General features: G+C 67.3%; 20 protein-coding genes. 14 read left to right on the forward strand and 6 right to left on the reverse strand.

The window, feature by feature from the left end; all coding sequences use genetic code 11:
• The first annotated feature begins 12 nt into the window (after positions 1-12).
• Complete coding sequence (locus HV786_RS26060) at positions 13-3162, forward strand: efflux RND transporter permease subunit (protein ID WP_175212030.1); 3150 nt, start codon at positions 13-15, stop codon at positions 3160-3162.
• 4 nt (positions 3163-3166) lie between these two features.
• Complete coding sequence (locus tag HV786_RS26065) at positions 3167-4603, forward strand: efflux transporter outer membrane subunit (protein ID WP_128829476.1); 1437 nt, start codon at positions 3167-3169, stop codon at positions 4601-4603.
• Between the two features lie 74 nt (positions 4604-4677).
• On the opposite strand, the gene HV786_RS26070 is transcribed toward HV786_RS26065, so the two are convergent.
• A complete protein-coding gene (locus HV786_RS26070) occupies positions 4678-6018 on the reverse strand; it encodes an MFS transporter (RefSeq protein ID WP_128829475.1) in 1341 nt (446 codons plus the stop codon).
• Positions 6019-6091: 73 nt separating this feature from the next.
• A complete protein-coding gene (locus tag HV786_RS26075; protein ID WP_175212031.1) occupies positions 6092-7753 on the reverse strand; it encodes a GMC family oxidoreductase in 1662 nt (553 codons plus the stop codon).
• Positions 7754-7889: 136 nt separating this feature from the next.
• Between HV786_RS26075 and HV786_RS26080 the strand changes: the two genes are divergently transcribed.
• Positions 7890-8744, forward strand: coding sequence for an IclR family transcriptional regulator (locus HV786_RS26080; RefSeq protein ID WP_062841535.1), 855 nt, complete (start codon positions 7890-7892; stop codon positions 8742-8744).
• A gap of 30 nt (positions 8745-8774) precedes the next feature.
• Here HV786_RS26080 and HV786_RS26085 read toward each other — a convergent pair whose 3' ends face one another.
• Positions 8775-9203 carry a VOC family protein gene (locus HV786_RS26085; protein WP_056317125.1) on the reverse strand — a complete coding sequence of 143 codons (429 nt, stop codon included), beginning with the start codon at positions 9201-9203 and terminating at the stop codon, positions 8775-8777.
• A gap of 102 nt (positions 9204-9305) precedes the next feature.
• On the opposite strand from HV786_RS26085, the gene HV786_RS26090 reads away from it, so the two are divergent.
• From HV786_RS26090 to HV786_RS26140, 11 genes are all read left to right on the forward strand, one after another.
• Positions 9306-9650, forward strand: a complete 345-nt coding sequence (locus tag HV786_RS26090; protein WP_056317126.1) for a GFA family protein — start codon at positions 9306-9308, stop codon at positions 9648-9650.
• Positions 9651-9737: 87 nt separating this feature from the next.
• Positions 9738-10145 carry a carboxymuconolactone decarboxylase family protein gene (locus HV786_RS26095; protein WP_128830159.1) on the forward strand — a complete coding sequence of 136 codons (408 nt, stop codon included), beginning with the start codon at positions 9738-9740 and terminating at the stop codon, positions 10143-10145.
• Positions 10146-10158: 13 nt separating this feature from the next.
• Positions 10159-10770, forward strand: coding sequence for an LON peptidase substrate-binding domain-containing protein (locus HV786_RS26100; protein ID WP_062841533.1), 612 nt, complete (start codon positions 10159-10161; stop codon positions 10768-10770).
• 27 nt (positions 10771-10797) lie between these two features.
• On the forward strand, positions 10798-11709 hold the full coding sequence (locus HV786_RS26105; RefSeq protein WP_175212032.1) for a ParB N-terminal domain-containing protein: 912 nt from the start codon (positions 10798-10800) through the stop codon (positions 11707-11709).
• A 156-nt stretch (positions 11710-11865) separates the two neighbouring features.
• A complete protein-coding gene (locus HV786_RS26110) occupies positions 11866-12546 on the forward strand; it encodes an RraA family protein (RefSeq protein ID WP_128829472.1) in 681 nt (226 codons plus the stop codon).
• Positions 12543-13745, forward strand: a complete 1203-nt coding sequence (locus HV786_RS26115; RefSeq protein ID WP_056317138.1) for an aminotransferase class I/II-fold pyridoxal phosphate-dependent enzyme — start codon at positions 12543-12545, stop codon at positions 13743-13745. Before HV786_RS26110 ends, HV786_RS26115 begins: the two co-directional genes overlap by 4 nt.
• Positions 13746-13827: 82 nt before the next feature.
• Entirely contained in the window at positions 13828-14649 is an 822-nt protein-coding gene (locus HV786_RS26120; RefSeq protein WP_175212033.1) for an ABC transporter substrate-binding protein, read from the forward strand.
• Between the two features lie 122 nt (positions 14650-14771).
• Positions 14772-15461 (forward strand): amino acid ABC transporter permease, encoded by a 690-nt coding sequence (locus tag HV786_RS26125; RefSeq protein ID WP_056317142.1) that lies wholly within the window; start codon positions 14772-14774, stop codon positions 15459-15461.
• Positions 15454-16143 carry an amino acid ABC transporter permease gene (locus HV786_RS26130; RefSeq protein WP_056317143.1) on the forward strand — a complete coding sequence of 230 codons (690 nt, stop codon included), beginning with the start codon at positions 15454-15456 and terminating at the stop codon, positions 16141-16143. The genes HV786_RS26125 and HV786_RS26130 overlap by 8 nt, the downstream gene beginning before the upstream one ends.
• 11 nt (positions 16144-16154) lie before the next feature.
• Positions 16155-16889 carry an amino acid ABC transporter ATP-binding protein gene (locus tag HV786_RS26135; RefSeq protein ID WP_062841528.1) on the forward strand — a complete coding sequence of 245 codons (735 nt, stop codon included), beginning with the start codon at positions 16155-16157 and terminating at the stop codon, positions 16887-16889.
• A 25-nt stretch (positions 16890-16914) separates the two neighbouring features.
• A complete protein-coding gene (locus HV786_RS26140; protein ID WP_128829471.1) occupies positions 16915-17910 on the forward strand; it encodes a LysR family transcriptional regulator in 996 nt (331 codons plus the stop codon).
• 145 nt (positions 17911-18055) lie between these two features.
• Here the strand turns inward: HV786_RS26140 and HV786_RS26145 are convergent, their stop codons facing one another.
• From HV786_RS26145 to HV786_RS26155, 3 genes are all read right to left on the reverse strand, one after another.
• Positions 18056-18439, reverse strand: coding sequence for an I78 family peptidase inhibitor (locus HV786_RS26145; protein ID WP_056317153.1), 384 nt, complete (start codon positions 18437-18439; stop codon positions 18056-18058).
• A 209-nt stretch (positions 18440-18648) separates the two neighbouring features.
• Positions 18649-21888, reverse strand: a complete 3240-nt coding sequence (locus HV786_RS26150; RefSeq protein ID WP_175212034.1) for an error-prone DNA polymerase — start codon at positions 21886-21888, stop codon at positions 18649-18651.
• A gap of 1 nt (position 21889) precedes the next feature.
• A partial coding sequence (locus HV786_RS26155; RefSeq protein ID WP_254599522.1) for a DNA polymerase Y subunit UmuC family protein occupies positions 21890-22931 on the reverse strand: 1042 nt, incomplete at its 5' end.

The raw sequence follows: 22931 nt of genomic DNA on the forward strand, positions 1-22931 counted from the left end.
CGAGGTTAGACCATGTCCAAGTTTTTCATTGGCCGCCCCAATTTCGCCTGGGTGGTGGCCATCTTCATCTCGCTCGCGGGGCTGCTGGCGATTCCGTCGCTGCCGGTGTCGCAGTTTCCGGTGGTCGCGCCGCCGCAGGTGACCATTGCCGCCACCTATCCGGGCGCCTCCGCGACGGTGCTGGTCGATTCCGTGACCAGCGTCATCGAGGAAGAGCTGAACGGCGCGAAGAACATGCTGTACTACGAGTCGTCCAGCAGTTCCAGCGGCAGCGCGGAAATCACCGTCACGTTCCAGCCGGGCACCGATCCCGACCTGGCGCAGGTCGACGTGCAGAACCGGATCAAGAAGGCCGAAGCGCGCCTGCCCACCGCTGTGACGCAACAAGGTCTGCAGGTTGAGCAGGCCAGTTCGAACTTCCTGATGATCTACGCCCTGACCTACAAGGGCGACGATGCGCACAAGGATGTGGTCGGGCTGTCCGACTACGCCGCGCGCCACATCAACAACGAGATCCGCCGCGTCAATGGCGTGGGCAAGGTGCAGTTCTTCGGCGCCGAAGCCGCGATGCGCGTCTGGATCGACCCGCAAAAGCTGCTGGGTCTTGGCCTGTCCGTGGCGGACGTCAACGCGGCCATTGCCGCGCAGAACGTGCAGGTGCCGGCCGGCAGCTTCGGCAGCCGTCCCGGCGCGCCCGAGCAGGAGCTGACCGCGACGCTGGCCGTCAAGGGCACGCTGGACAACCCCGAGGAATTCGGGCGCATCGTCCTGCGCGCCAATCCGGATGGTTCGTCCGTGCGCCTGGCCGACGTGGCGCGCCTGGAAGTCGGCCGCCAGAGCTATGACTTCGAAACGCGCCTGAACGGCAAGAAGGCGGTCGGCGCGGCGGTGCAGCTTGCGCCGGGCGCCAACGCCATCGACACCGTCAAGGCCGTGAATGCCCGCCTTAAGGAACTGTCGGCCTCGTTCCCGGAAGACATTGCGTACTCGGTGCCCTTCGACACGTCCAAGTTCGTCAGCGTGGCCATCACCAAGGTGGTGCACACGCTGCTGGAAGCGATGGTGCTGGTTTTCCTGGTGATGTACCTGTTCCTGCAGAACTTCCGCTACACGCTGATTCCGACCATCGTGGTGCCGGTGTGCCTGCTGGGCACATTCGCGGTGATGTCGGTGCTGGGCTTCTCGGTGAACATGATGACCATGTTCGGCATGGTGCTGGCCATCGGCATCCTGGTGGATGACGCCATCGTGGTGGTTGAAAACGTCGAGCGCATCATGGCCGAGGAAGGCCTGTCGCCGCGCGAGGCCACCGTGAAGGCGATGGAGCAGGTGTCCGGCGCCATCGTCGGCATCACGCTGGTGCTGTCCGCCGTGTTCCTGCCGCTGGCGTTCATGAGCGGTTCGGTGGGCGTCATCTACCAGCAGTTTTCGCTGTCGCTGGCGGTGTCGATCCTGTTCTCGGGCTTTTTGGCGCTGACTTTCACGCCGGCCCTGTGCGCCACGTTCCTCAAGCCCATTCCGAAGGGCCACCACGACGAAAAGAAGGGCTTTTTCGGCGGGTTCAACCGCGCATTCAACCGCCTGACGGGACGCTTCGAGGCGCTCAATTCCCGCCTGGTGCGCCGCACCGGCCGCTACATGGTGATCTACGTGGCCATCGTGGCCGTGCTGGCCGTGCTGTACATGCGCGTGCCGGAATCCTTCGTGCCGCCTGAAGACCAGGGCTACGTCATCGTCGACGTGCAACTGCCGCCGGGCGCGACGCATGTGCGCACCGATAAGGTGGTGGCCGACGTCGAGCAGCACCTGCTGTCGCTGGACGCCATGGGCGATGCCTTCACCGTCATGGGGTTCAGCTTCTCGGGCACCGGCCAGAACGCGGGCATCGCGTTCCCGACGCTTAAGGACTGGTCCGAGCGGGGCAAGGGCCAATCGGCGACCGACGTGGCCGACAGCGTGAACGCGCGTTTCGCGGTGATCGACGACGGCGCCGTCATGGCCGTCAACCCGCCTCCCATCGACGGATTGGGCAACTCGGGCGGCTTCGCGCTGCGGCTGCAGGACCGCGGCGGCGTCGGCCGGGCGGCGCTGACCGAAGCGCGCGACCAGCTGCTGGCGCAGGCCAACAGTTCGCCCGTGATCGCCTACGCCATGATGGAAGGCCTGGCCGACGCGCCGCAGCTGCGGCTGGACATCGACCGGGAAAAGGCCGAGGCGCTGGGCGTGGGCTTTGACGTGATCAGCACGGCGATTTCTTCGGCGTATGGGTCGGCCACCGTCAACGACTTTGCCAACGCCGGCCGCCTGCAGCGCGTGGTGGTGCAGGCCGACGTGCGCGACCGCATGACGCCCGAGAGCATCCTGAAGCTGAACGTGCCGAACAAGACCGGCGGCATGGTTCCGCTCAGCGCGTTCGTGAAGACGGACTGGGAGAACGGCCCTGTGCAGATCTCCCGCTACAACGGCTATCCGGCGTTCAAGATTGCGGGCGACGCCATGCCCGGCAGCAGCACCGGCCAGGCCATGGCCGAGATCGAGCGCATCGTGGCCGGCTTGCCGGAGGGCATCGGCTACGAGTGGACCGGCCTGTCATATCAGGAGAAGTTTGCCGGCTCGCAGGCGCCGATGCTGTTCGCGCTGGCCTTCCTGGTGGTGTTCCTGCTGATGGTCGCGCTGTATGAAAGCTGGTCGATTCCGGCGTCCGTGATGCTGATCGTGCCGATCGGCGCGCTGGGGTCGGTGCTGGCGGTGACGGTGCTGGGTATGCCGAACGACGTGTACTTCAAGGTCGGCCTCATCACCATCATCGGCCTGGCGGCCAAGAACGCCATCCTGATCGTGGAGTTTGCCAAGAGCCTGCGCGAACAGGGCCACAGCCTTGCCGACGCCGCCATCCAGGCCGCCAAGCTGCGCTTCCGTCCCATCGTGATGACGTCGCTGGCGTTCATCCTGGGCGTGGTGCCGCTGGCGTTGGCCTCCGGCGCGGGCGCGGCCAGCCAGCGCGCGCTGGGCGTGGGCGTGATCGGCGGCATGCTGACCGCCACGCTGCTGGGCGTGATCTTCGTTCCCATCTTCTTTGTGTGGGTGCTGTCGCTGGTGCAGCGCAAGCGGGGCAAGTCCTCGCCCGCCGCCAACGCCGCGCCGCGCACCGTGCAGGAGTAACGCCATGAGGCAGACCTTGTTTCCCTTGCGGCTGTCCGCATTGCTGCTGACCGCGGCGCTGGCGGGTTGTTCGCTCGCGCCCGTCTATGAACGTCCGGCATCGCCCGTGGGCGACCACTGGAGCCTGGCGACGTCCAGCCCCGGCGAGTCGGCGGCGGCGACGCTGAACTGGCAGTCCTTCATCACCGACGATGCCTTGCGCAAGCTGGTGGAACTGGCGCTGGCCAACAACCGCGACCTGCGCCAGACGCTGCTCGACATCGAGGCGGCCCGGGCGCAGTACCAGATCACCCGCGCGGACCGGCTGCCCGGCATCGACGCGCAGGGCACGGGCACGCGCCAGCGTGTGCCGGCGGACTTGAGCAGCACGGGCGCATCGTCGGTGCAAAGCAGCTATCAGGCCGGCCTGGGCTTGACCGCCTTCGAACTGGACCTGTTCGGCCGCGTGCGCAGCCTGTCGGATGCTGCCTTGCAGGAGTACTTGGCGACCGAGGCGACCGCGCGCAGCGCGCAGATCAGCCTGGTGGCCGAGGTGATCCAGGCGTATGTGGCGCGCGATAGCGCGCAGCGGCGTCTGGATGTGACGCGCCAGACGTTGGCCAGCCGCGAGGCGTCGCTGGAGCTGACCGCCAAGCGCAGGCAGGCGGGCGCGGCCACCGCGCTCGACTATCAGGAAGCGCTGGGCCTGACCGAGCAGTCACGCGCCGAACTCGAGCGCACGGATCGCGAGGTCCGCCAGGCCGGCAACGCGCTCGGTCTGCTGGTGGGCATCAGCGACCTGTCGCCGTATCTGCCGGCGCGCACGGCCGATGCCCCGATGCTGGTGCAGGAGATCGCGGCGGGCGCGCCATCCGCGCTGCTGGAAAACCGGCCGGACATCCTGGCCGCCGAACACGCGCTGCAGGCGCGCAACGCCAGCATCGGCGCGGCGCGGGCCGCGTTCTTTCCCAGCATTTCGCTGACCGGCCTGTTCGGCAGTTCCAGCGCGGACCTGTCGGGCCTGTTCAAATCCGGCCAGCGCGCCTGGTCATTCACCCCGCAGATCACGCTGCCGATCTTTGCCGGGGGGCGCAACATGGCCAATCTGGATCTGGCCACCGTGCGCAAGGACATCGCCGTGGCCCAGTACGAACGCACGATCCAGACGGCGTTCCGCGAGGTGTCGGACGCGCTGGTGGCCACCGAGACACTGCGGCGTGAAGAGGCGTCCCGGCTTGCGCTGGCGCAGTCCAGCCAGGTGGCCCTGCAGCTGTCCGAGGCGCGCTACCGCGGCGGCGTGGACAGCCATCTACGCTATCTGGATGCGCAGCGCAGCGCTTACACGGACCAGATCGCCTACATCGACGTCAGCGCGCAGCGCCAGGTGGCGCTGGCGACCTTGTTCAAGGCGCTGGGCGGCGGGTGGCCGGCCCAGCAGCCGCCTCAGGCGGCACTGGACTGAACGGCGCAGGGGGGCGCCGGACGGACCCTCGGTTGTGACCCGTGCGGATCCGCTGCGCACGGCCCGCCTGCCGCCTACGCCTTGCGCAGCCCAGCCCGCGGCATGGACGGCTGGCTTGCGTCGTCCACTTCCGCAGGCTGCCTGCCGCGCCCGATCAGCCACGCGCAGAAGGCCGACACCACGCCCGCAAACATCACGTACAGGCAGATCAGCCACGGCTGCCCGCCGCCCGTCTTGAGCAATGCGGTGGCGATGATCGGCGTGATGCCGGACGCGAAGATGCCCGAGAACTGGTAGACGAACGAGATGCCGGTGTAGCGCACCTTGGCATCGAAAAGTTCGCAGAACAGCGCGGCCTCCGGACCGTACACGGCGGCGTACAGGATCCCGAACGGAATGATGATGGCCAGCCAGATCAGCATCACGTTGCCGCCGCTGTTGATCATCATCCAGAAGCCGGGGAACGACGCCGCGGCGGTGATGAGCGAACCCCAGAAGTACACGCGGGTACGGCCGATGCGGTCGGACAGCCGGCCGAAGAACGGGATGAAGAAGCACATCACCAGCGCAGCCGCCATCACCCCGATCAGCGCCTCGGTCCGGGTGATCTGCACCGATTGCGTCAGGAACGAGATCGAGAACACGCCAAAGACGTTAAAGAACACACCGTCGATGTAGCGCGCGCCCATCCCCTTGACGACGTTGCCTGGATAGCGGCGCATCATGTCCATGAACGGGATGCGGCTTTCGGCGTTTTGCGCCTTGACCGCCGTGAACTCCGGCGTCTCCTTGATGTTGAGCCGGATGTACATGCCCACGGCCACCATCGCGGCGGACGCCAGGAAGGCGACGCGCCAGCCCCACGCCATGAACTGCTCGTCGGTCAGCAGCACGGACAGCAGCGCCACCGTGCCCGAGGCCAGGCACAGCCCGATGGCCAGCCCGATCTGCGGCAGCGACGCGTAGAAGCCTTTCTTGTCGGGCGGGGCATATTCATAGGCCATGAGCACCGCGCCGCCCCATTCGCCGCCCAGCCCGATGCCCTGGAACACACGCAAGAGCAGCAGCAGGATGGGCGCCCAGATGCCGATCATCTCGTACGTGGGCACCAGGCCGATCAGGAAGGTGGCGATGCCCATGATCATCAGCGTCATCACCAGCATGCTCTTTCGGCCGATGCGATCGCCGAAGTGACCGAAGATCAGCCCGCCCAGCGGCCGGGTCACGAAGCCGACGGCGAACGTCGTGTAGGCGAGCATGGTCGAGACCAGCGGATCGCCGGTGGGAAAGTACAGCTTGTTGAATACGATGCCGGCGACGACGCCATACAGGAAAAAGTCGTACCACTCGATGGTGGCGCCGATCAGCGAGGCGGTGACGACTTTGCGCACCGCCGCTTCGTTTTGCTTGGCCATGTCCAGTCTCCTTTGGTGGGTCGGCCGGACAATCTGCGTTGCCGCGGCCGGGTCTGTCTGCGATATGCGTTTCCTAACCGGGGTCCGTCATCTCCATCCGGGCGGGCGTGCGAACGGTCTGCGCGCGCGCCTGCCGCACGTCCTGCAGCATGAAATCCGCCGCGCGCTCGGCCAGCATCACGACCGGCGCGTTGGTGTTGCCCGAGACCAGCGTGGGCATGATCGAGCAATCCACCACGCGCAGCGCCGACACGCCGTGCACGCGCAGGCGCTCGTCGACCACGGCCAGCGGGTCGCTGCGCGGGCCCATCTTCGCGGTGCCCGAAGGGTGGAAGATGGTGGCGCCGTACTCGCGGCAGAAGTGCAGGATCTCGTCGTCCGTCTGCACGTCCGGGCCGGGGCGGAATTCGCGTTTCATCAGGCCGGCCAGCGGCTCGGTCGCGGCGACCCGGCGCGCGTACCGGACGGCGGCCACGGCCATGCGGCGGTCCAGCTCCGTCGACAGGTAGTTCGGCAGCATGGACGGCGCCTCGAACGGGTCCGTGCTGCGCAGCCGAACGCGGCCGCGCGAGCTTGGCCGCAGTTGGCACACCGAATAGGTGCAACCCGAGAACGGATGGACCTTGCCGCCCGCCATGTCGGCCGACAGCGTGGCGAAATGGAACTGGGTGTCGGGCGTGCGGCTGGCCGGATCGACCCGGCAGAACAGGCCTCCCTGGTTGATGCCCACGGCCAGCGGACCGCTGCGCAGCAGCAGCCATTGCAGTCCCATGCGCAGGCGGCCGTGCAGCGTGCGCAACTGGTCGTTGGTGGTGATCGGGCGCGTGGTCTCGTAGATCAGGCGGATCTGCAGATGGTCCTGCAGGTTTTCGCCCACGCCGGGCAGGTCTCGCACGATGCCGATGCCGAACTCGCGCAGCAGGTTGGCAGGGCCGATTCCGGATAGCTGAAGCAACTGTGGCGATTGCAGCGCGCCGGCGCATAGCACCACTTCGCGCCGGGCGCGCAGCGTTCGGACCTGGCCATCGCGGCGGTAACGCACGCCGCAGGCGCGGCTGCCTTCGAACAGCACGGCCATCGCGTGCGCATCGGTTTCGATGCGCAGGTTGGGGCGGTCCTGCGCGGGCCGCAGGTAGGCCACGGCCGTGGAGCAGCGCCGCCCGTTGCGGGTGGTGAGCTGGTAGTAGCCCACGCCTTCCTGGTCGCCCGAATTGAAGTCACGGACGCGCGGCACGCCCAGCTTGCCCGCGGCGTCGATCAGCGCTTCCACCAGCGGATGCGGCGTCTTGATGGAGGTGGCGTTCAGCGGACCATCGGTGCCGCGGGTGGGGCCTGGGCCCAGATCGTTGTTTTCCAGCTTGCGGAACCAGGGCAGGCAGTCGTCCCAGCCCCAGCCCGGGTTGCCGGCTTCGGCCCAGGCGTCGTAGTCGTCGCGCTGGCCGCGGATGTAGATCAGGCCATTGATGGAACTGGAGCCGCCCAGCGTGCGGCCGCGCGGCCAGTAGATGCGCCGGTCCAGCATGTTGGGATCCGGGTCGGTGTAGTAGCCCCAGTTCACCACCTTGTGGAACATCGTCTTGCCGTAGCCGATGGGAATATGGATCCAGGGATAGGTGTCCTTCGGACCAGCCTCCAGCAGGCAGACCGAATGCGCGCCGTCCGCGCTCAACCGGTTGGCCATCACGCATCCGGCCGAGCCGGCGCCCACCACGATGTAATCGACGGTATCGGACATTTCCGCGCGGTCTCCCTTATATTTGTTCGGCATGACCGGCCGGTGCAGACTCCGCAATGCGGACCAGGCCGGCATCTGAGGCGATTCTAGGAAGCGCGCGCACAGAACAAAGCACAACACGCGCTGGGGCGGAGAAATGGAACAGAACATGCGGCTTCGGTTTCAAAATCGCAGTGCAGCATCGCAGGAGCCGGCCGATGGCCGGTCCGATGACGCGGGCGGACAGCAGGAGGCCGCCCGTTCGTTGCGGGCGCTGCTGGTGCTGGATCATCTGGCGCGGGCGCAGCATCCGCCCACGCTGGCGCAGCTTGCGCAGCGGCTCGACATGCCCAAGACCACGTTGATGCGCCTCTTGGCGGCCATGCAGCGCGCCGGCTTCGTGGCCGCCACGCCCACCGAAAACGGTTTCGTGCCGGGGCCGCAAGCCACCTCGCTGGCGCTGGCCACGCTGCGCGCCTGCGCCTTCACCCGCGCGTGCCGCGCCGTGCTGACCCAGCTGGTGGGCACGCTGGGCGAAACCTGCAACCTGACCGCGCCCGACGGCGACCGGGTCGTCTACATGGAGCGCGTCGAGACCAATGAGCCGTTGCGGCTCTTTTTTGCGGTGGGCAGCCACGTGCCCATGCACTGCACGGCGAGCGGCAAGCTGTTCCTGGCCTCGATGAACCGTCTGGAGCGCAGCCGCGTGCTGGCCCGCCTGCCGCTCACGCGCAACACGCCGCGCACGCTGACCGACCCGGCCCGGCTTGAGGCCGAGCTGGAGCGGCTGGCCGTGCGCGGCATCGGCATCGACAACGAGGAATTCGTGCGCGGCATGAGCGCGGTGGCGGTCCCGGTGCGCGACGGCGAAGACCGTGTGGTCGCGGCAGTGGCCTGCCATGCGCCCACGGCGCGCGTGATGCTGGACGATCTGCTGCGCGCCGTGCCGGTGCTGCAGCGCGCGGCGCAGTCGCTGCACGACGTGCTGGCGGCGCACCGGCCGGGCGGTTGAACCCGGCGCCGGGCACAGCCGTCCGGGCCATCAGTGGGTCATGCGGCCCCCGCTCACCATCCAGCGCGTGCCATACCGGTCGACCAGCGCGCCGTAGGCTTCTGCCCAAAACGTCTTTTGCAGCGGCATCGTGACGCTGCCGCCTTCGGCCAGGAGGTCGAACACCCGGTGCGCGTCCGACACGGTGGGATACACCAGCGCCAGCGCCACCCCCCGGTTGCCGGGGTAGGGGTGTCCGGCGGTGGCGTCGCTGCCCAGCAAGGTCTGCTCATCCAGCGTCAGGCGGGCGTACATGACACGCCCGGCGTCTTCGTCGGACAGGATCGGCATGACGGCATCGGCGGGGGCATCGGCATAACGGACCAGGGCGTCAAGGCGGCCTCCCAGCACGCGCTCGTAAAAGCGCATGGCTTCGGCGCAATTGCCGTCGAAACTGAGGTAGGCGGATAACTGGGGCATGATGGCTCCGGGCGGGGTGAAGTGCGGCGGGTCCGCATGGGCAAGGCGGGCAGCACAGGCCTATGATGGGAGTCTGATCCGATAACGGCCGGGAGACAATCCATGCAACAAGGAAGCTGCCACTGCGGACAGATCGCCTATGAAGTCGATGGCGATGTGTCCCAGGTGCTGGAATGCAATTGCTCGCACTGCAGCCGCAAGGGCTATCTGCTGTGGTTCGTGCCGCGCGCCGCGCTGCGCATCACGTCCTCGACGCAGACGCTGTCCACGTACACCTTCAACAAACACGTGATTTCGCACCATTTCTGCGCCAATTGCGGTTGCGCGCCGTTCGGTTTCGGCGTGGGCGCCGAAGGCAAGGAGACCGCGGCGGTCAACGTGCGCTGCCTGGAAAATGTGGATTTGAATGCGCTGACCCGCATTCCCTACGATGGCCGCAATACCTGATTGGCCGGCCCCGGCCCCTGACGGATCGAAACAGGGCCGCCGCGAAAGGGCGGTGGCGTCAAGATTTTTTCACTATGGAGCGGTGCAATGAGCACGGTAAGGCTGCTGAGCGATGACGAAATCCGTAGAAGTCCCGAGGCCTGGGCGGTGTTGGAAGACATCCGCGCCACGCGCAAATCGGACTTCGTCAACAATTTCTGGCGTGCGCTGGCCAACGATCCGCCGCGGATGCGCAGCGTCTGGGAGCAGCTCAAGACGGTAATGATGGCCGAGGGCGAGCTCTCGCCGCTGGTGCGCGAGCTGATTTACATCGCGGTGTCCACGGCCAATGGGTGCTCGTATTGTGTCCATTCCCACACGGCCTCGGCCCGCGCCAAGGGCATGACCGACGGCCAGCATGCGGGACTGCTGGGGGTGATCGCGATGGCGTCGCAGACCAACGCGCTGGCGACGGCGCTGCAGGTGCCGGTGGACGAAGCGTTCCACGTGACATGAACAGGAGGCGGCCATGTCGCTGATTCCCTTGTTTCCATTGTCCAACGCGCTGTTTCCCGACGGCGTGGTGCAACTGCGCATCTTCGAGGTGCGCTACCTGGACATGATCCGCCGCAGCATCGCCGAGAACACCGAATTCGGCATCGTGGGCCTGCTGGCCGGTAGCGAGGTCCGTTCCCCGGAAGGCGAGGAGACGCTGTCGCCGGTCGGCACGATGGCCCGGGTCGAACGCTGGGAGGCGCCCATGCCGGCCCTGCTGGAAATCCGGTGCCGCGGCGGGGAACGCTTTCGGCTGCGGTCCAGCGAGGTGGCAAAATACGGCCTTTGGATGGGCGAGGCCGAGCCCATCCCCGACGATCCGCCCACGCCCGTGCCGGCAGCCATGCAGGCCAGCGCCGATGCGCTGGGCCGGCTGGTGGCGCAGTGGCAGCGGGACGGCGTGCCCGCCGAACGAATGCCGCTTGCGCCGCCGTTCCGGCTGGACGACTGCGGCTGGGTGGCGAACCGCTGGTGCGAACTCTTGCCCTTGCCGCCGGACGACAAGGCGACCCTGCTGGCGCTGACCGATCCGGTCTCGCGGCTGGCGGCGATCCAGGACGTGCTGCGCGGACAGGGGCTGGCGTAGCGCGCGGCCCGACTTTATTTGGACACCATGGAAATCAGAGTAGACGAAGGCCTGCGCGCCTATATAGACCCGCTGACCGAGGACGAACACGCCGCGCTGGAACGCAGCCTGCTGGCCGAAGGGTGCCGCGACGCCCTCGTGCTGTGGGGCGATCTGCTGGTCGACGGCCACAACCGCTACGCCATCTGCGTCAAGCACGACATTCCCTTCAAGACCATCCAGCATCCGCACTTCAAGTCCATCGAGGACGTGCATCTGTGGATGATCGAGAACCATCTGGGCCGGCGCAGCGTGTCGGACTTCCAGCGGGGGGTGCTGGCGCTGCGCAAGAAGGAGATCCTGCTGGCGCGCACCGGGCCTGAGGACGGGGCGGCGACTGAAGGCGCTGCCTCCGAGGGATCGCCTTCCGAAGGATCGCCGCCCGACGACTCCCCGCCTTGGGATGAAGACGCGCCCGGGACCTCTGCCGCGCCGATGCGCGGCCATGCCAATCCCGACTGGAAACCGGCCGTGCCCAGCCGCCAGGCGTTGGCGCGCGCCGCCCGCATCAGCAGCAATACGCTGGGCCAGATCGAAAAGATCCAGAAGTCCGCTGCGCCGGAACTGGTGCGCGCAGTCAAGGAAGGCGCCATCTCCATCAATGCCGCGGCGGCCGTGGCGTCGCTGCCGGCCGAACGGCAGGCTGCCGCGGTTGCCGGCGGCCGCAAGGAATTGCAGCAGGCCGCCCGCGAAGTGCGGCAGGCCAAGGCGCCGCCGCCCCGCGAGGCGCCTCCAGAGGAGCCCATCGAGAACATCGCCGACATGCCGGCCGAGATCGCTCGCCTGCGCCAGTTGCTGGCCAAGCTGACGGACGAGCGCGACCAGCTCAAGAAGAAGGTCATGCACCTGACGGTGGCGCTGTCCGAGGCGCGCAGCGCGTCGGGCGCCGGCGACGACTGAGCGCGGATGCAGGAATAAGGGATAACCCTTAAACGGCGTAATCCACGAAAAATATTCGTGGATCGCTGGGAATTTATATCGTTTTGAGGAAAGGCTTGCGCGGCTTTGTAATGCAGGTTCGCTTCAACGCTCCTTGCATTCACACTGACTTTCCTTATGAATCCCATCGGATATCGCATTCTTTCCCGTACCGCGCCGGCCGTCGCCGCCGACGTGCTGGCCGGCTTTGCCACCATCGGCTCGGCCCAGATCAGCGACTGCATGAACCGGCTGTACGGCGTGTCGGGCCTGCGTCCGCTGCATAACGGCGCGCGCCGCACGGTCGGCGTGGCGCTGACCGTCAAGACCCGTCCGGGCGACAACCTGATGATCCACAAGGCGATTTCGCTGGGCGGGGCGGGCGACGTGATCGTCGTGGACGGCGCGGGCGACACCAGCAACGCGCTGGTGGGCGAACTGATGATGATGGACGCGCAGTCGCGCGGGATCGAAGGATTCGTGATCGACGGCGCCGTGCGCGATGCCGACGTGTTCGCGCAGGGCGAATTCGGCTGCTTTGCTCGCGAAGTGTCGCACAAGGGGCCTTACAAGGACGGCCCGGGCGAGATCAACGTGCCCGTGTCGGTGGGCGGCCAGGTGGTCAACCCCGGCGACGTGGTCGTGGGCGACGCCGATGGCGTGGTGGTGATTCCGGCCGAGCATGCCAGCGCCGTGCTGGCGCTGGCGCTCAAGAAGGAAGCCGACGAAGCCGTGGCCAAGGAAAAGCTGCGCGCCGGCACGTACACCAAGCCGTGGCTGGAAAAGACCCTGGCCGAAAAGATGGGAGCGGCCAAATGAGCATCGTCGCCGACCGCATCAAGCGCATCAAGCTTTCGCCCAGCGTCGCCGCGCGCGCCATCATCGCCGAACTGCGCGAACAGGGCCGCCGCATCATCGACCTGACCATCGGTGAGCCCGATTTCTCGACGCCCGAACACATCCGGCAGGCCGCGACGGCCGCCATGAACCGCGGCGAAACCAAGTATCCGCCGGCCCAGGGCACGCTCGCCCTGCGCAAGGCCGCGGCCGCGCACCTGCTGGAAGCGACCGGCGTGACGTACCCGGCTTCGCGTGTCATCGTCAGCACCGGCGCCAAGCAGGTGATCTTCAACGGCCTGGCCGCCACGCTGAACGATGGCGACGAAGTGCTGATTCCCGCGCCGTTCTGGGTGTCCTATCCGGACATGGTGCTGGTCAACGGCGGCGTGCCGGTGACGGTGGAAACGTCGCCCGCCAGCGACTACAAGGTCACGCCCGACGCCCTGGAACGCGCCATTACACCGCGCACCAAGTGGCTGATGATGAACGCGCCCAGCAACCCGACCGGATCGGTCTACACCGCGGAAGAACTGCGCGGCCTGACCGAGGTCCTTGCGCGTCATCCGCACGTCTGGCTGATGACCGACGACATCTACGCGCGCCTGAACTTTACCGGCGAGCCCACGGTGCATCCGCTGCAGGTGGCGCCGGAACTGGCCGAACGCACCCTCGTGGTCAACGGCGTGTCCAAGGCCTACGCCATGACGGGCTGGCGCATCGGCTACGGCGCCGGTCCCGATGAGCTCATCAAGGCGATGGCGATCCTGCAATCGCAAAGCACGTCGGGCGCCTCGTCGGTCAGCCAGGCGGCCGCGCTGCAAGCGTTGACGGGTCCGCAGGACTGCGTCGTGGAGTTTGCCAAGGTATTTCGCGAGCGCCGCGACCTGGCGATCGCCGAATTGTCCGGCACGCCGGGCCTGGACATCGTGGTGCCGCAGGGCGCGTTCTATGTCTTTCCGGACTGCTCGGGCCTCTTGGGCAAGAAGACGCCGGCCGGCGACGTGATCGCCAGCGATACCGACCTGACGCACTACCTGCTGCGCGAAGCGGGCGTGGCGGTCATCGACGGTCACGCCTACGGCGCGCCGGGCACGTTCCGGCTGTCGTTCGCGGCCTCGCTGGACGATATCCGGCAGGGTTGCTCGGCTATCCGCGAGGCGTGCGCAAAGCTGGCCTGATGCCCGGCACTCGATACCTTAGACAGCGATTCAACGTCCTATTCAGTCTGTTCACCAAACAACCAATCAAGGGGAATGAACCATGAAGCGTCACACTTTCTTTGCCGCCTGCCTGGGCATGGCTACGCTGGCCGCGGGCGGAATCGCCCACGCAGACCAGCTTGACGACATCAAGGCGCGCGGCGAGCTGGTCTGCGGCACGTTGGGCACGTCGCAACCCTTCAGCTTCCAGGACGCCGCGACGCGCCAGCTGGTGGGCTATGACGTGGACGTTTGCAAGCTGGTCGCCGACAAGCTGGGCGTCAAGGTCAACTACAAGCTGCTGTCGGTGGCGGCGCGCGTGCCCGAGCTGAACGAAGGGCGCGTGGACATCCTGGCGGCCAACCTGGGCTATTCGCCCGACCGCGCCCAGCAGATCGCCTTCAGCCACTCGTACTACGTCAGCCCGCAAAAGCTGATGGTGCGCAAGGATTCGGGCCTGGATTCGATCGAGGCCCTGAACGGCCGCCGCGTCGGTGCGACCAAGGGGTCCAGCTCCGAGCGCGAGATCAAGCGCATTCTGGACAAGTCGCAGGTGATTGGCTACGGCGACAGCTCGGCCACTTACCTTGCCCTGCAGCAGAAGAAGGTGGACGCGCAGTTCGCCTCCGAACTGGTCCTGGTGCGCCTGGTGCTGCAAAGCCCGCCGACCGCCCCGGTCAGCGTCATCCCCAAGGCGGTGTTCGATGAGCCCTGGGGCCTGGGCGTGCGCAAGTCCGAGCCGCGTTTCCTGGAAACGGTGAACCAGGCGCTGGACGAGGCGGAAGCTTCCGGTGCGGCGGCCAAGCTGTTCAACAAGTGGTTTGGCCCCGAGACGCCGTACAAGCTGGAACGCAGCTTCAAGATCGGCCCGATCGCCGGCTGAGGCACGGACCCGGGCGTTTGCCTCGCCACTCCCGTCACGGCTTCGGCGCGTCCCGCAAGGCGGCGCGCGCGAAGCCGTGATGCTTGGCGCCGCGCGCCCGATCGCAGGAGATTGACAGGTTTATGAGCTTTCTAGACGCTTCCCAATACCAGCTGCTGCTCAGCGGCATGGCGGTCACCGTACAGCTGTTCCTGGTTGCATGGGTCATGGCGTTCACCATCGCGGTGACGCTGGTGGTGGTGCGCGCCACCAATCTGGCGCCGTGCCGCTGGCTGGTCGACGCCTATGTGGAATACCACCGCAACGTGCCCCTGCTGGTGCAGGTGCTGTTCTGGTATTTCGGCATGCCCGAATTGCTGCCCGAAGGATTCCGCATGTGGCTGTACGCGCACAACGCCGAAATGTCGCTGGCGGCGATCGCGCTGGCGCTGGGGTCGGCCGCCTATATCGCCGAAGACATCCGCAGCGGCCTGCGCGCCATTCCGGGCACCCAGTTCGAGGCCGCCCGCGCGCTGGGCGCCAGTTATCTGCAATGCATGCGCTTCGTGATCGTGCCGCAGGCGCTGCGCATCTCCATTCCACCGCTGGTCGGGCGCGCGCTGCTGCTGTTCAAGAACACCAGCGTGGCCATGGCGATCGGCGTGATGGAGCTGACCTACCAGGCGCGGGAAATCGAAAACGAGACCTACCGCACCTTCGCCACCTTCGGCGCGGCGACGATCATGTACCTGCTGGGATCGTTCTTGATCATGGCCTTCGGATCGCGCATCTACGCCCGTTATCGTCTGAACCGCGGAGGCCACGGTGCTTGATCTGCTGATGCAATACTGGCCCACGCTGCTCGTGGGCCAATACCCCAACGGTCCGCTGGGTGGACTGGCGCTCACCCTGATCCTGGCCGCGCTGGGCTTGGCGATGTCCCTGCCGCTGGCGCTCTTGATCGCGCTGGCGCGCGTCAGTCCCTACGGCTGGCTGCGCACGGCCAGCAAGGCCCTGGTCAATGTGGTGCGCGGCATGCCGCTGCTCATGCTGATCTTCTGGGCTTACTTCGTCGTGCCCAAGATCACTGGGCAGGTGGTCAGCGGCTTCTGGACGCTGATCTTTGCGCTGGTGGTCTATGAAAGCGCCTACCTGTCCGAGGTGATCCGGTCGGGCATCGAGGCGGTGCCGCGCGGGCAGATCGAAGCCTCGCGCTCGCTGGGCGTGGGCTACTGGACGACGATGCGCAAGGTGGTGCTGCCGCAGGCGCTGTTCAACGTGCTGCCCAGCATGACCAGCCAGTTCGTGTCCACCATCAAGGAAACGTCGCTGGGCTACGTCATCAGCGTCAATGAACTGACTTTTGCCGCCAACCAGGTCAACAACCTCGTGCTGACGCAGCCGCTGCAGGTGTTCGGCATTCTGGCCATCATCTACTTCTTGGTGTGCTTCAGCCTGAGCCGCGGCTTGAGCTGGCTGGACCTGCGCATCCGCCGCTCGCGGGCCATGGCTTAAAGGAACAAAACATGATCAATCTCGAAAAAGTGAACAAGTGGTACGGCGAGCATCATGTGCTCAAGGACGTGGACCTGTCGGTGGCGCGCGGCGAAGTGCTGGTGGTCTGCGGCCCGTCCGGGTCGGGCAAGTCCACCATGATCCGCACGATCAACCGGCTGGAACCCATCGAGAAGGGCCGCATCCTGATCGATGGCCAGGACATCTACCAGAAGGGCGCGAACCTGAACGCCCTGCGCCAGAAGATCGGCTTCGTGTTCCAGCAGTTCAACCTGTTTCCGCACATGAGCGTGCTGGAGAACGTGATCTTCGCGCCGGTGAACATCCGCAAGCAGCCGCGCAAGCAGGCCGTGGAGCTGGCGCGCAGCCTGCTCGACCGCGTGGGGCTGGCGCACAAGATCGACGCCTATCCCGGATCGCTGTCGGGCGGCCAGCAGCAGCGGGTGGCGATTGCGCGCGCGCTGGCCCTGCAGCCGCCGGTCATGCTGTTCGATGAGCCGACCAGCGCGCTCGACCCGGAGATGGTGGGCGAGGTGCTGCAGGTGATGAAGGGGCTGGCCAAGGACGGCATGACAATGGTGTGCGTGACGCATGAAATGGGCTTTGCGCGCGACGTCTGCGACCGCGTGGTGTTCATGGACGCGGGCGAGATCCTGGAGATGGACACGCCCGAGCGCTTCTTCAGCGCGCCGGCGCATCCGCGCGCGCAGCGCTTCCTGGCAGACATCCTGCATCCGCGGGGATGATCCGGGCCGTGCGGCCACGGTGGTAATGTTGGGGGTTTCCATGCGCTTTTCTTCGACCGCGGCGATGTACACCCTCAAACAGCTGGAGGCCTTTTATTGGAGTTCCGAACTGGGCAGCTTCAGCGCGTCGTCGCGCAAGCTGCACACCACCCAATCGGCCGTGGCCAAACGGGTGGGCGAACTCGAGGCCTTTGCGGGCGCGCCCCTGTTCGAGCGGCGTGCCAAGAAACTCCTGATGACCCCGCAGGGCCGCAAGCTCTTCGAGCTGGCGAGCCAGATGCTGGAGCTGAACAGCCGGATCGTCCAGAACATGGCCGATCCGGCCAGCTTTGAAGGCGTGGTGCGGCTGGGCGTAACGGAACTGGTCGGCATGACCTGGCTGGCCGGGCTGATCAAGCAGATCAGCCAGCGCTACCCGCGCGTGCAGCTGATGCCCGAGATCGACGGCGGCATTACGCTTTACGAGCGGCTGGAGCAGGACGAACTGGACCTGGCGATCATGCCAGGTCCGTTCTGGGGCTACCAGTACGATTGCACGCACCTGGGCGCGGTCACCAATGTGTGGATGGCCAGCCCGGCGCTGGATATCGATGTTGCCACCGCGCTGACGCCACAGGACCTGGCGCCGTATCCCGTCATTTCGCAGCCCACCAATTCCGCGCTATCGCATCTGTATGACGCGTGGTTCGCCGAGCAGGGAATGCCGGTCAAGCGGGTGCTGACGTGCAACAGCCTGGGCATGATGGCCCAGCTGACGATGCTGGGATTGGGGATCAGCTATCTGCCGGGCGCCTACTTTGCGCCGCTGGTGGCGCGCGGGGCGCTGTGCCAGCTGAATGTGCAGCCGGACTTGCCGACCATCAACTACTACGCGGTGCACAAAAAGAACATCGTCAACCCGGTCGTGTCCCGGGTGATCGACATTGCGCGCGAGGAATGCGCCTTCGAGGTGGCGGGGGCGTTCCTGCCGCATGTGCCGCCGGCGGCGCGGCCGCTCGGGGTGGGTGAAAAGGGCGAGTGAAAAAGGGCGGGTTGGCCGCGATCGGGATCTGGCCGGGGATTGATTGACAAGGCCAGCGACCGGGGCAGCCGCTGGCCTTGCGCTTGTCTTGGTGCGGCGCCCGGTCCTGCCGCTGAGGCGACCGGACGCGGGCCGGCTGGCGCCGTCAACCGCAGCGGATTGCCGTCATCACGTCCTTGTCGTCCACGATGAGGTTCAGGCGGGTGTTGTTGTATTCCATGGTGACCACCTGGCCCGGGCGCAGCATGCGCGCGGTGGCGCTGCCGCTGCGCGTGCGCATGTCTTCCATGACCGAGGGCGTGGCTTTCTGGCCGATCAGCGATTGCAGCGCGCCCGCGTCGCAGCTCTTGCCGCTGGTGCTGCCAGGCATGGACGAGGATGAACCGTAGGAAGCGCCAGCGCCGGTGCTCGAGGAAGAGGACGCGCTCGAGGAGCTGGATGCCGGCGCGCTGGATGTGCGGGAACCGCCAGTATTGGCGCACGCAGCCAGGCTGGCAACCAGCAGGAAGGGGATCAGCTTGCGGATCATGTAGGACTCCTTACAACGAGCGGACAAAAAGCCATGATAGACCAGCGGCGAGGCGCTGTGCTCAAGGCGCGGCGGCCCATGTGCAACCGGGCAACAGCGGCAGGCGGCGGGCGGCGCACGCGGTGTCTGACACCCGTATGGACGTTCTTCAGGCTTGACGGGTGTTTCAAGGGTGTCAGACACCTTTGGAGGCGGCTGGCGGCGAAGCTTCAATGGAAATCGCGGCTCTGCGCCGCCAGTCCGCCAAGCAGGTCGGACATATCCACCAGCCGCTGCGCGATCAGGTGGCGCACGCCGTCCACGCTTTGCCAGGCGCCAAAGACCCCTAGCAGGGTGGCGCCCAGCAGTTCGCGGCGCTGGCGTTCGATGAGGTCGGGGCGGACCACCACGTTGACCGGGCCGGTCTCGTCTTCGAGGGTCACGAAGATGACGCCCTTGGAGGTCTGGGGGCGCTGGCGCACGGTGACGATGCCGCAGGCGCGGGCGACGCGTTTGTTGGGATAGCCGTTCAACACCGAGGCGGGCTGGAAATTGCGGGCGGCCAGTTGCGGGCGCAGCAGCGACACGGGATGGCTGTGCAGCGTCAGGCCCACGCTGCGGTAGTCGGCGGCCACGGTCTGGCTTTCCGACGGGGCGGACAGTTGCGGGGCCTGCGCGTCCACGATCTCGGCGTCGCGCAGCAGGTCGCGGCTTTGCACGCTGGCGGCGGCCTCCCAGCTGGCCTGGCGCCGGTGACCGGCCAGGGTACGCAGCGCGTCGCCCGCGGCCAGCGCATTCAGGTCGTGGCGGTTGAGCCCGGCGCGGCGGGCCAGGTCGGCGGTGGTGGCAAAGGGGGCGTCGGCCCGCGCCGCTTCGATGCGGCGGGCAGTGTCCTCGCGCATGCCCTGCAGCAGGCTGAGACCCAGCCGCACGGCGGGTCGGGGCTCGGCGGCGGGTGGCGCGTGGTGATGCGCGCGCCGCCGGGCGCCAGGATGGCCGCCGGGCAGCATTTCCAGCACGGAATCCCAGCCGCTCACGGTGACGTCTGCCGGCAGCACGCACACGCCGTGGCGGCGCGCGTCCTGCACCAGCTGCGCGGGCGCATAGAACCCCATGGGCTGGGAATTGAGCAGGGCGGCCAGGAAGGCCTCGGGTTCGTGACGCTTGAGCCAGGAACTGGCATATGCCAGCAGCGCGAAACTGGCCGCATGGCTTTCCGGAAAACCGTATTCGCCAAACCCTTCCACCTGACGGAACAAGGCTTCGGCGAAGTCCAGCGTGTAGCCGTGCGCCAGCAGCCCGCCCACCAGCTTGACGCGGAACTTGTCCACGCCGCCCTTGCGCCGCCAGGCCGCCATCGACCGGCGCAACTGGTCGGCTTCGCCCGGCGAGAAACCGGCGGCCACGACGGCGATCTGCATGACCTGTTCCTGGAAGATGGGCACCCCCATGGTGCGGCTGAGCACACCGCGCACTTTTTCGCTGGGGTAGGTTTCGTCTTCCTTGCCCTGGCGGCGCCGCAGGTAGGGATGGACCATGCCGCCCTGGATCGGGCCCGGGCGCACGATGGCCACCTGCACCACCAGGTCGTAGTATTCGCGCGGCCGCAGGCGCGGCAGCATGGTCATCTGCGCGCGCGATTCGATCTGGAAGACGCCGATGGTGTCGGCATCGCAGATCATGTCGTAGGTCGGCTCGTCGCCTTCCGGGATGTCCTGCAAGGCCAGCGGCTGGTCGCGGCGCTGGCTGGCCAGTTCGAGTGTGCGGCGCAACGCCGACAGCATGCCCAGCGCCAGCACGTCAACCTTCAGCAGCTTCAGGGCATCCAGGTCGTCCTTGTCCCATTGCACGACGCTGCGGTCTTGCATGGCGGCGTTTTCAATAGGAACCAGGCGCGAGAGCTTGCCGCGTGAAATTACGAAACCGCCGGGATGCTGCGACAGATGGCGCGGAAAGCCCATCATGGTCTGCGCCAGCGACGCCCACTGGCGCGCCACCTGGGATTCGGGGTCCAGGCCGCAGGCTCCCAGCGTGCGCAGCATTTCCTTCTTGCCGTCCCACCACTGGTGGGCGCGGGCCACGGCGTCGATGACGCCCGGGTCCACGCCCAGCGCACGCCCCGTGTCGCGCAGCACGCTGCGCGGCCGGTACGAGATGACCACCGCGGTCAGGGCGGCGCGTTCACGACCGTATTTGTCGTAGATGTACTGGATGACTTCTTCGCGGCGCTGGTGTTCGAAGTCGACGTCGATGTCGGGTGGTTCGTTGCGTTCCTTGCTGATGAAGCGTTCGAACAGGTTGTTGCCGCGCTGCGGGTCCACGGCGGTGATGCCCAGGCAATAGCACACGGCGGAGTTGGCGGCCGAGCCCCGGCCCTGGCACAGGATGCCGGCGTTGCGGGCGAACTGCACGATGTCGTAGACGGTCAGGAAATAGGCCTCGTAGTTCAGGTCCGAGATGAGTTCCAGTTCCTTGTCGATCTGCGCCGTGATGCCGTCGGGAACGCCCCGCGGAAAACGCCGGGCGGCGCCGGCCAGCGCTTCCTGGCGCAGGTAGCTGGCCGGCGTGTGGCCGGGCGGCACGATCTCGTCGGGGTACTCGTAATGCAGCTCGTCCAATGAAAACGTGCAGCGGCGCGCCACGGCCAGGGTCTGCGCCAGCGCGTCGGGCGGGTACAGACTGGCCAGGCGCATGCGGCTGCGCAGGTGTTGTTCGGCATTGCCGGACAGCGCGTAGCCGCATTGCGACACCTGCTGGCGGGTGCGGATGCCGGTCAGCGTGTCGTGCAGCGGCTTGCGCGAACGGACATGCATCTGCACCTGGCCGACCGCCACGATCGGCAGTTGCGAGGCCTGGGCCGCGTGCTCGACGGCGGCGCGGTGCAGGTCGTCGCGCGACTGGTGCAGCAAGGTCAGCCCCACCCACGCCCGCCCCGGAAAGATGCGCGCCAGCCAGCGCGCCTGGTCGGCCATGCGGTCGGCGTCGGTGCCGTAGGCGGGCGTCAGGATGGCCAGGCATTCCGGCAGGTTGCGCAGATGCGCGTACCCGGCGGGCGGATCGGAAATGTCTTGCGGCGCCAGCCGGTATTCGCCCTTGGGCGCCCGGGTGCGGCCCAGCGTGATGAATTCGGACAGGTTGCCGTAGCCCTCGCGGGTCTGCGCCAGCAGGGTCAGGCCCAGCGGCGCGGCGTCGGGCGCGGCGCGCAGCTGGAACGTGGCGCCGATGATGAGCGGCAGCTTGAGGGTCTTGGCTTCGGTATGGGCGCGCACCACGCCGGCCAGCGAGCATTCGTCGGTCAGGGCGAGCGCGGCATAGCCCAGTTCGGCCGCGCGGGCGGTCAGTTCCTCGGGGTGCGAGGCGCCTTGCAGGAAGGAAAAATTGGACTGGCATTGCAGCTCGGCATAGCCGGGCAACTGGGCCAGGGCCTCAGCCTGGTCCAGCGGATCGGGGGCGTCGTCGTCCATGCGCATGTCAGGCGTACAGCCCGTGCAGGAACCAGCGCGCGTCCTCGGCGTCGCGCTCGCGGTAGATCCAGTAGCGTGCGCCGGCCGCGTCTTCGGCAACGAAGTAATCGCGCACGGTCAGGGCTGGGTCCCACCACCCGCTTTCGATGCGTTCGGGACCGCGCATCAGCCGCAGCGCCTGGCCGCCGTAGTGGGGGCGATGGCCGGACAGCTTCAGGGGCTGCGGGATTTCCAGCAGCCAGAACGGCCGGTCGAGCAGCGGCGGCAGGGGGGCGGGACGCTCTGGCGCGGCCAGCGCGTCGGTCCATGCGTTGGCGGCTTCGGGGCGGTGATCGGGGGTGGGCCGGGCATGACGCACCCGGTCGCGGCCCAGCCGCGCCACCAGCAGGTCCAGGAGCCGCGCGTGGTCGGCGGCGGTGCCGCCCGGCTCGGGGAACAGGGTGGTGCTGGCGGCGGGCTGCTCGACAGTGTCGGGCGCGTGCAGCGTCACCGCGATGACGGGGGCCTCCAGCGTGAAGTGGTTCAGTTTTTCGCGCAGCAGATGCAGGAGCTGCGAGGCCTGCCAGATGGGCTGGGCCAGCGCGACCTCCAGTTCGGTCGGCGGGCGGGCGTGGCGGCCGCGTTCGTGATCCATGCTGAGCACCACGCGCCGCACGGCCAGTTGCCGGGCGGTCAGCCAGCCGCCCAACTGCTCGGCCAGGCGTCCCGCCACCGCCAGCACGGCGTCGGTGTGTTCCATATAGTCCATGAGCTCGATCCGCCGCGAAAACTGGTTGGGAGGTTCGAGCCAGCGGTAGAGTTCGGGCGTCTGGCCGTAGGCGGCGTCCAGCGCTTGCAGCAGATCGGGCGCGCTGCGCCGCTGCAGGCCCGCGCGCGGCAGGGCGCGCAGGTGCGCCAGCGTGTGGCAGCCAATGTCGTCCAGCCAGTTGCGGCGTCCTTGCGCCTGGGGCAGCAGCGACAGTGGCAGGGCATCGAGCCGCCGCGCCAGGGTGGGCAGCTTGAGCGTGCGGCGCGGCACGCCCCGGCCGGCGCGCCGCGCCAGCAGCCAG

The sequence above is a fragment of the Achromobacter mucicolens genome, from assembly GCF_902859725.1.
Classification (GTDB): domain Bacteria; phylum Pseudomonadota; class Gammaproteobacteria; order Burkholderiales; family Burkholderiaceae_B; genus Achromobacter; species Achromobacter mucicolens.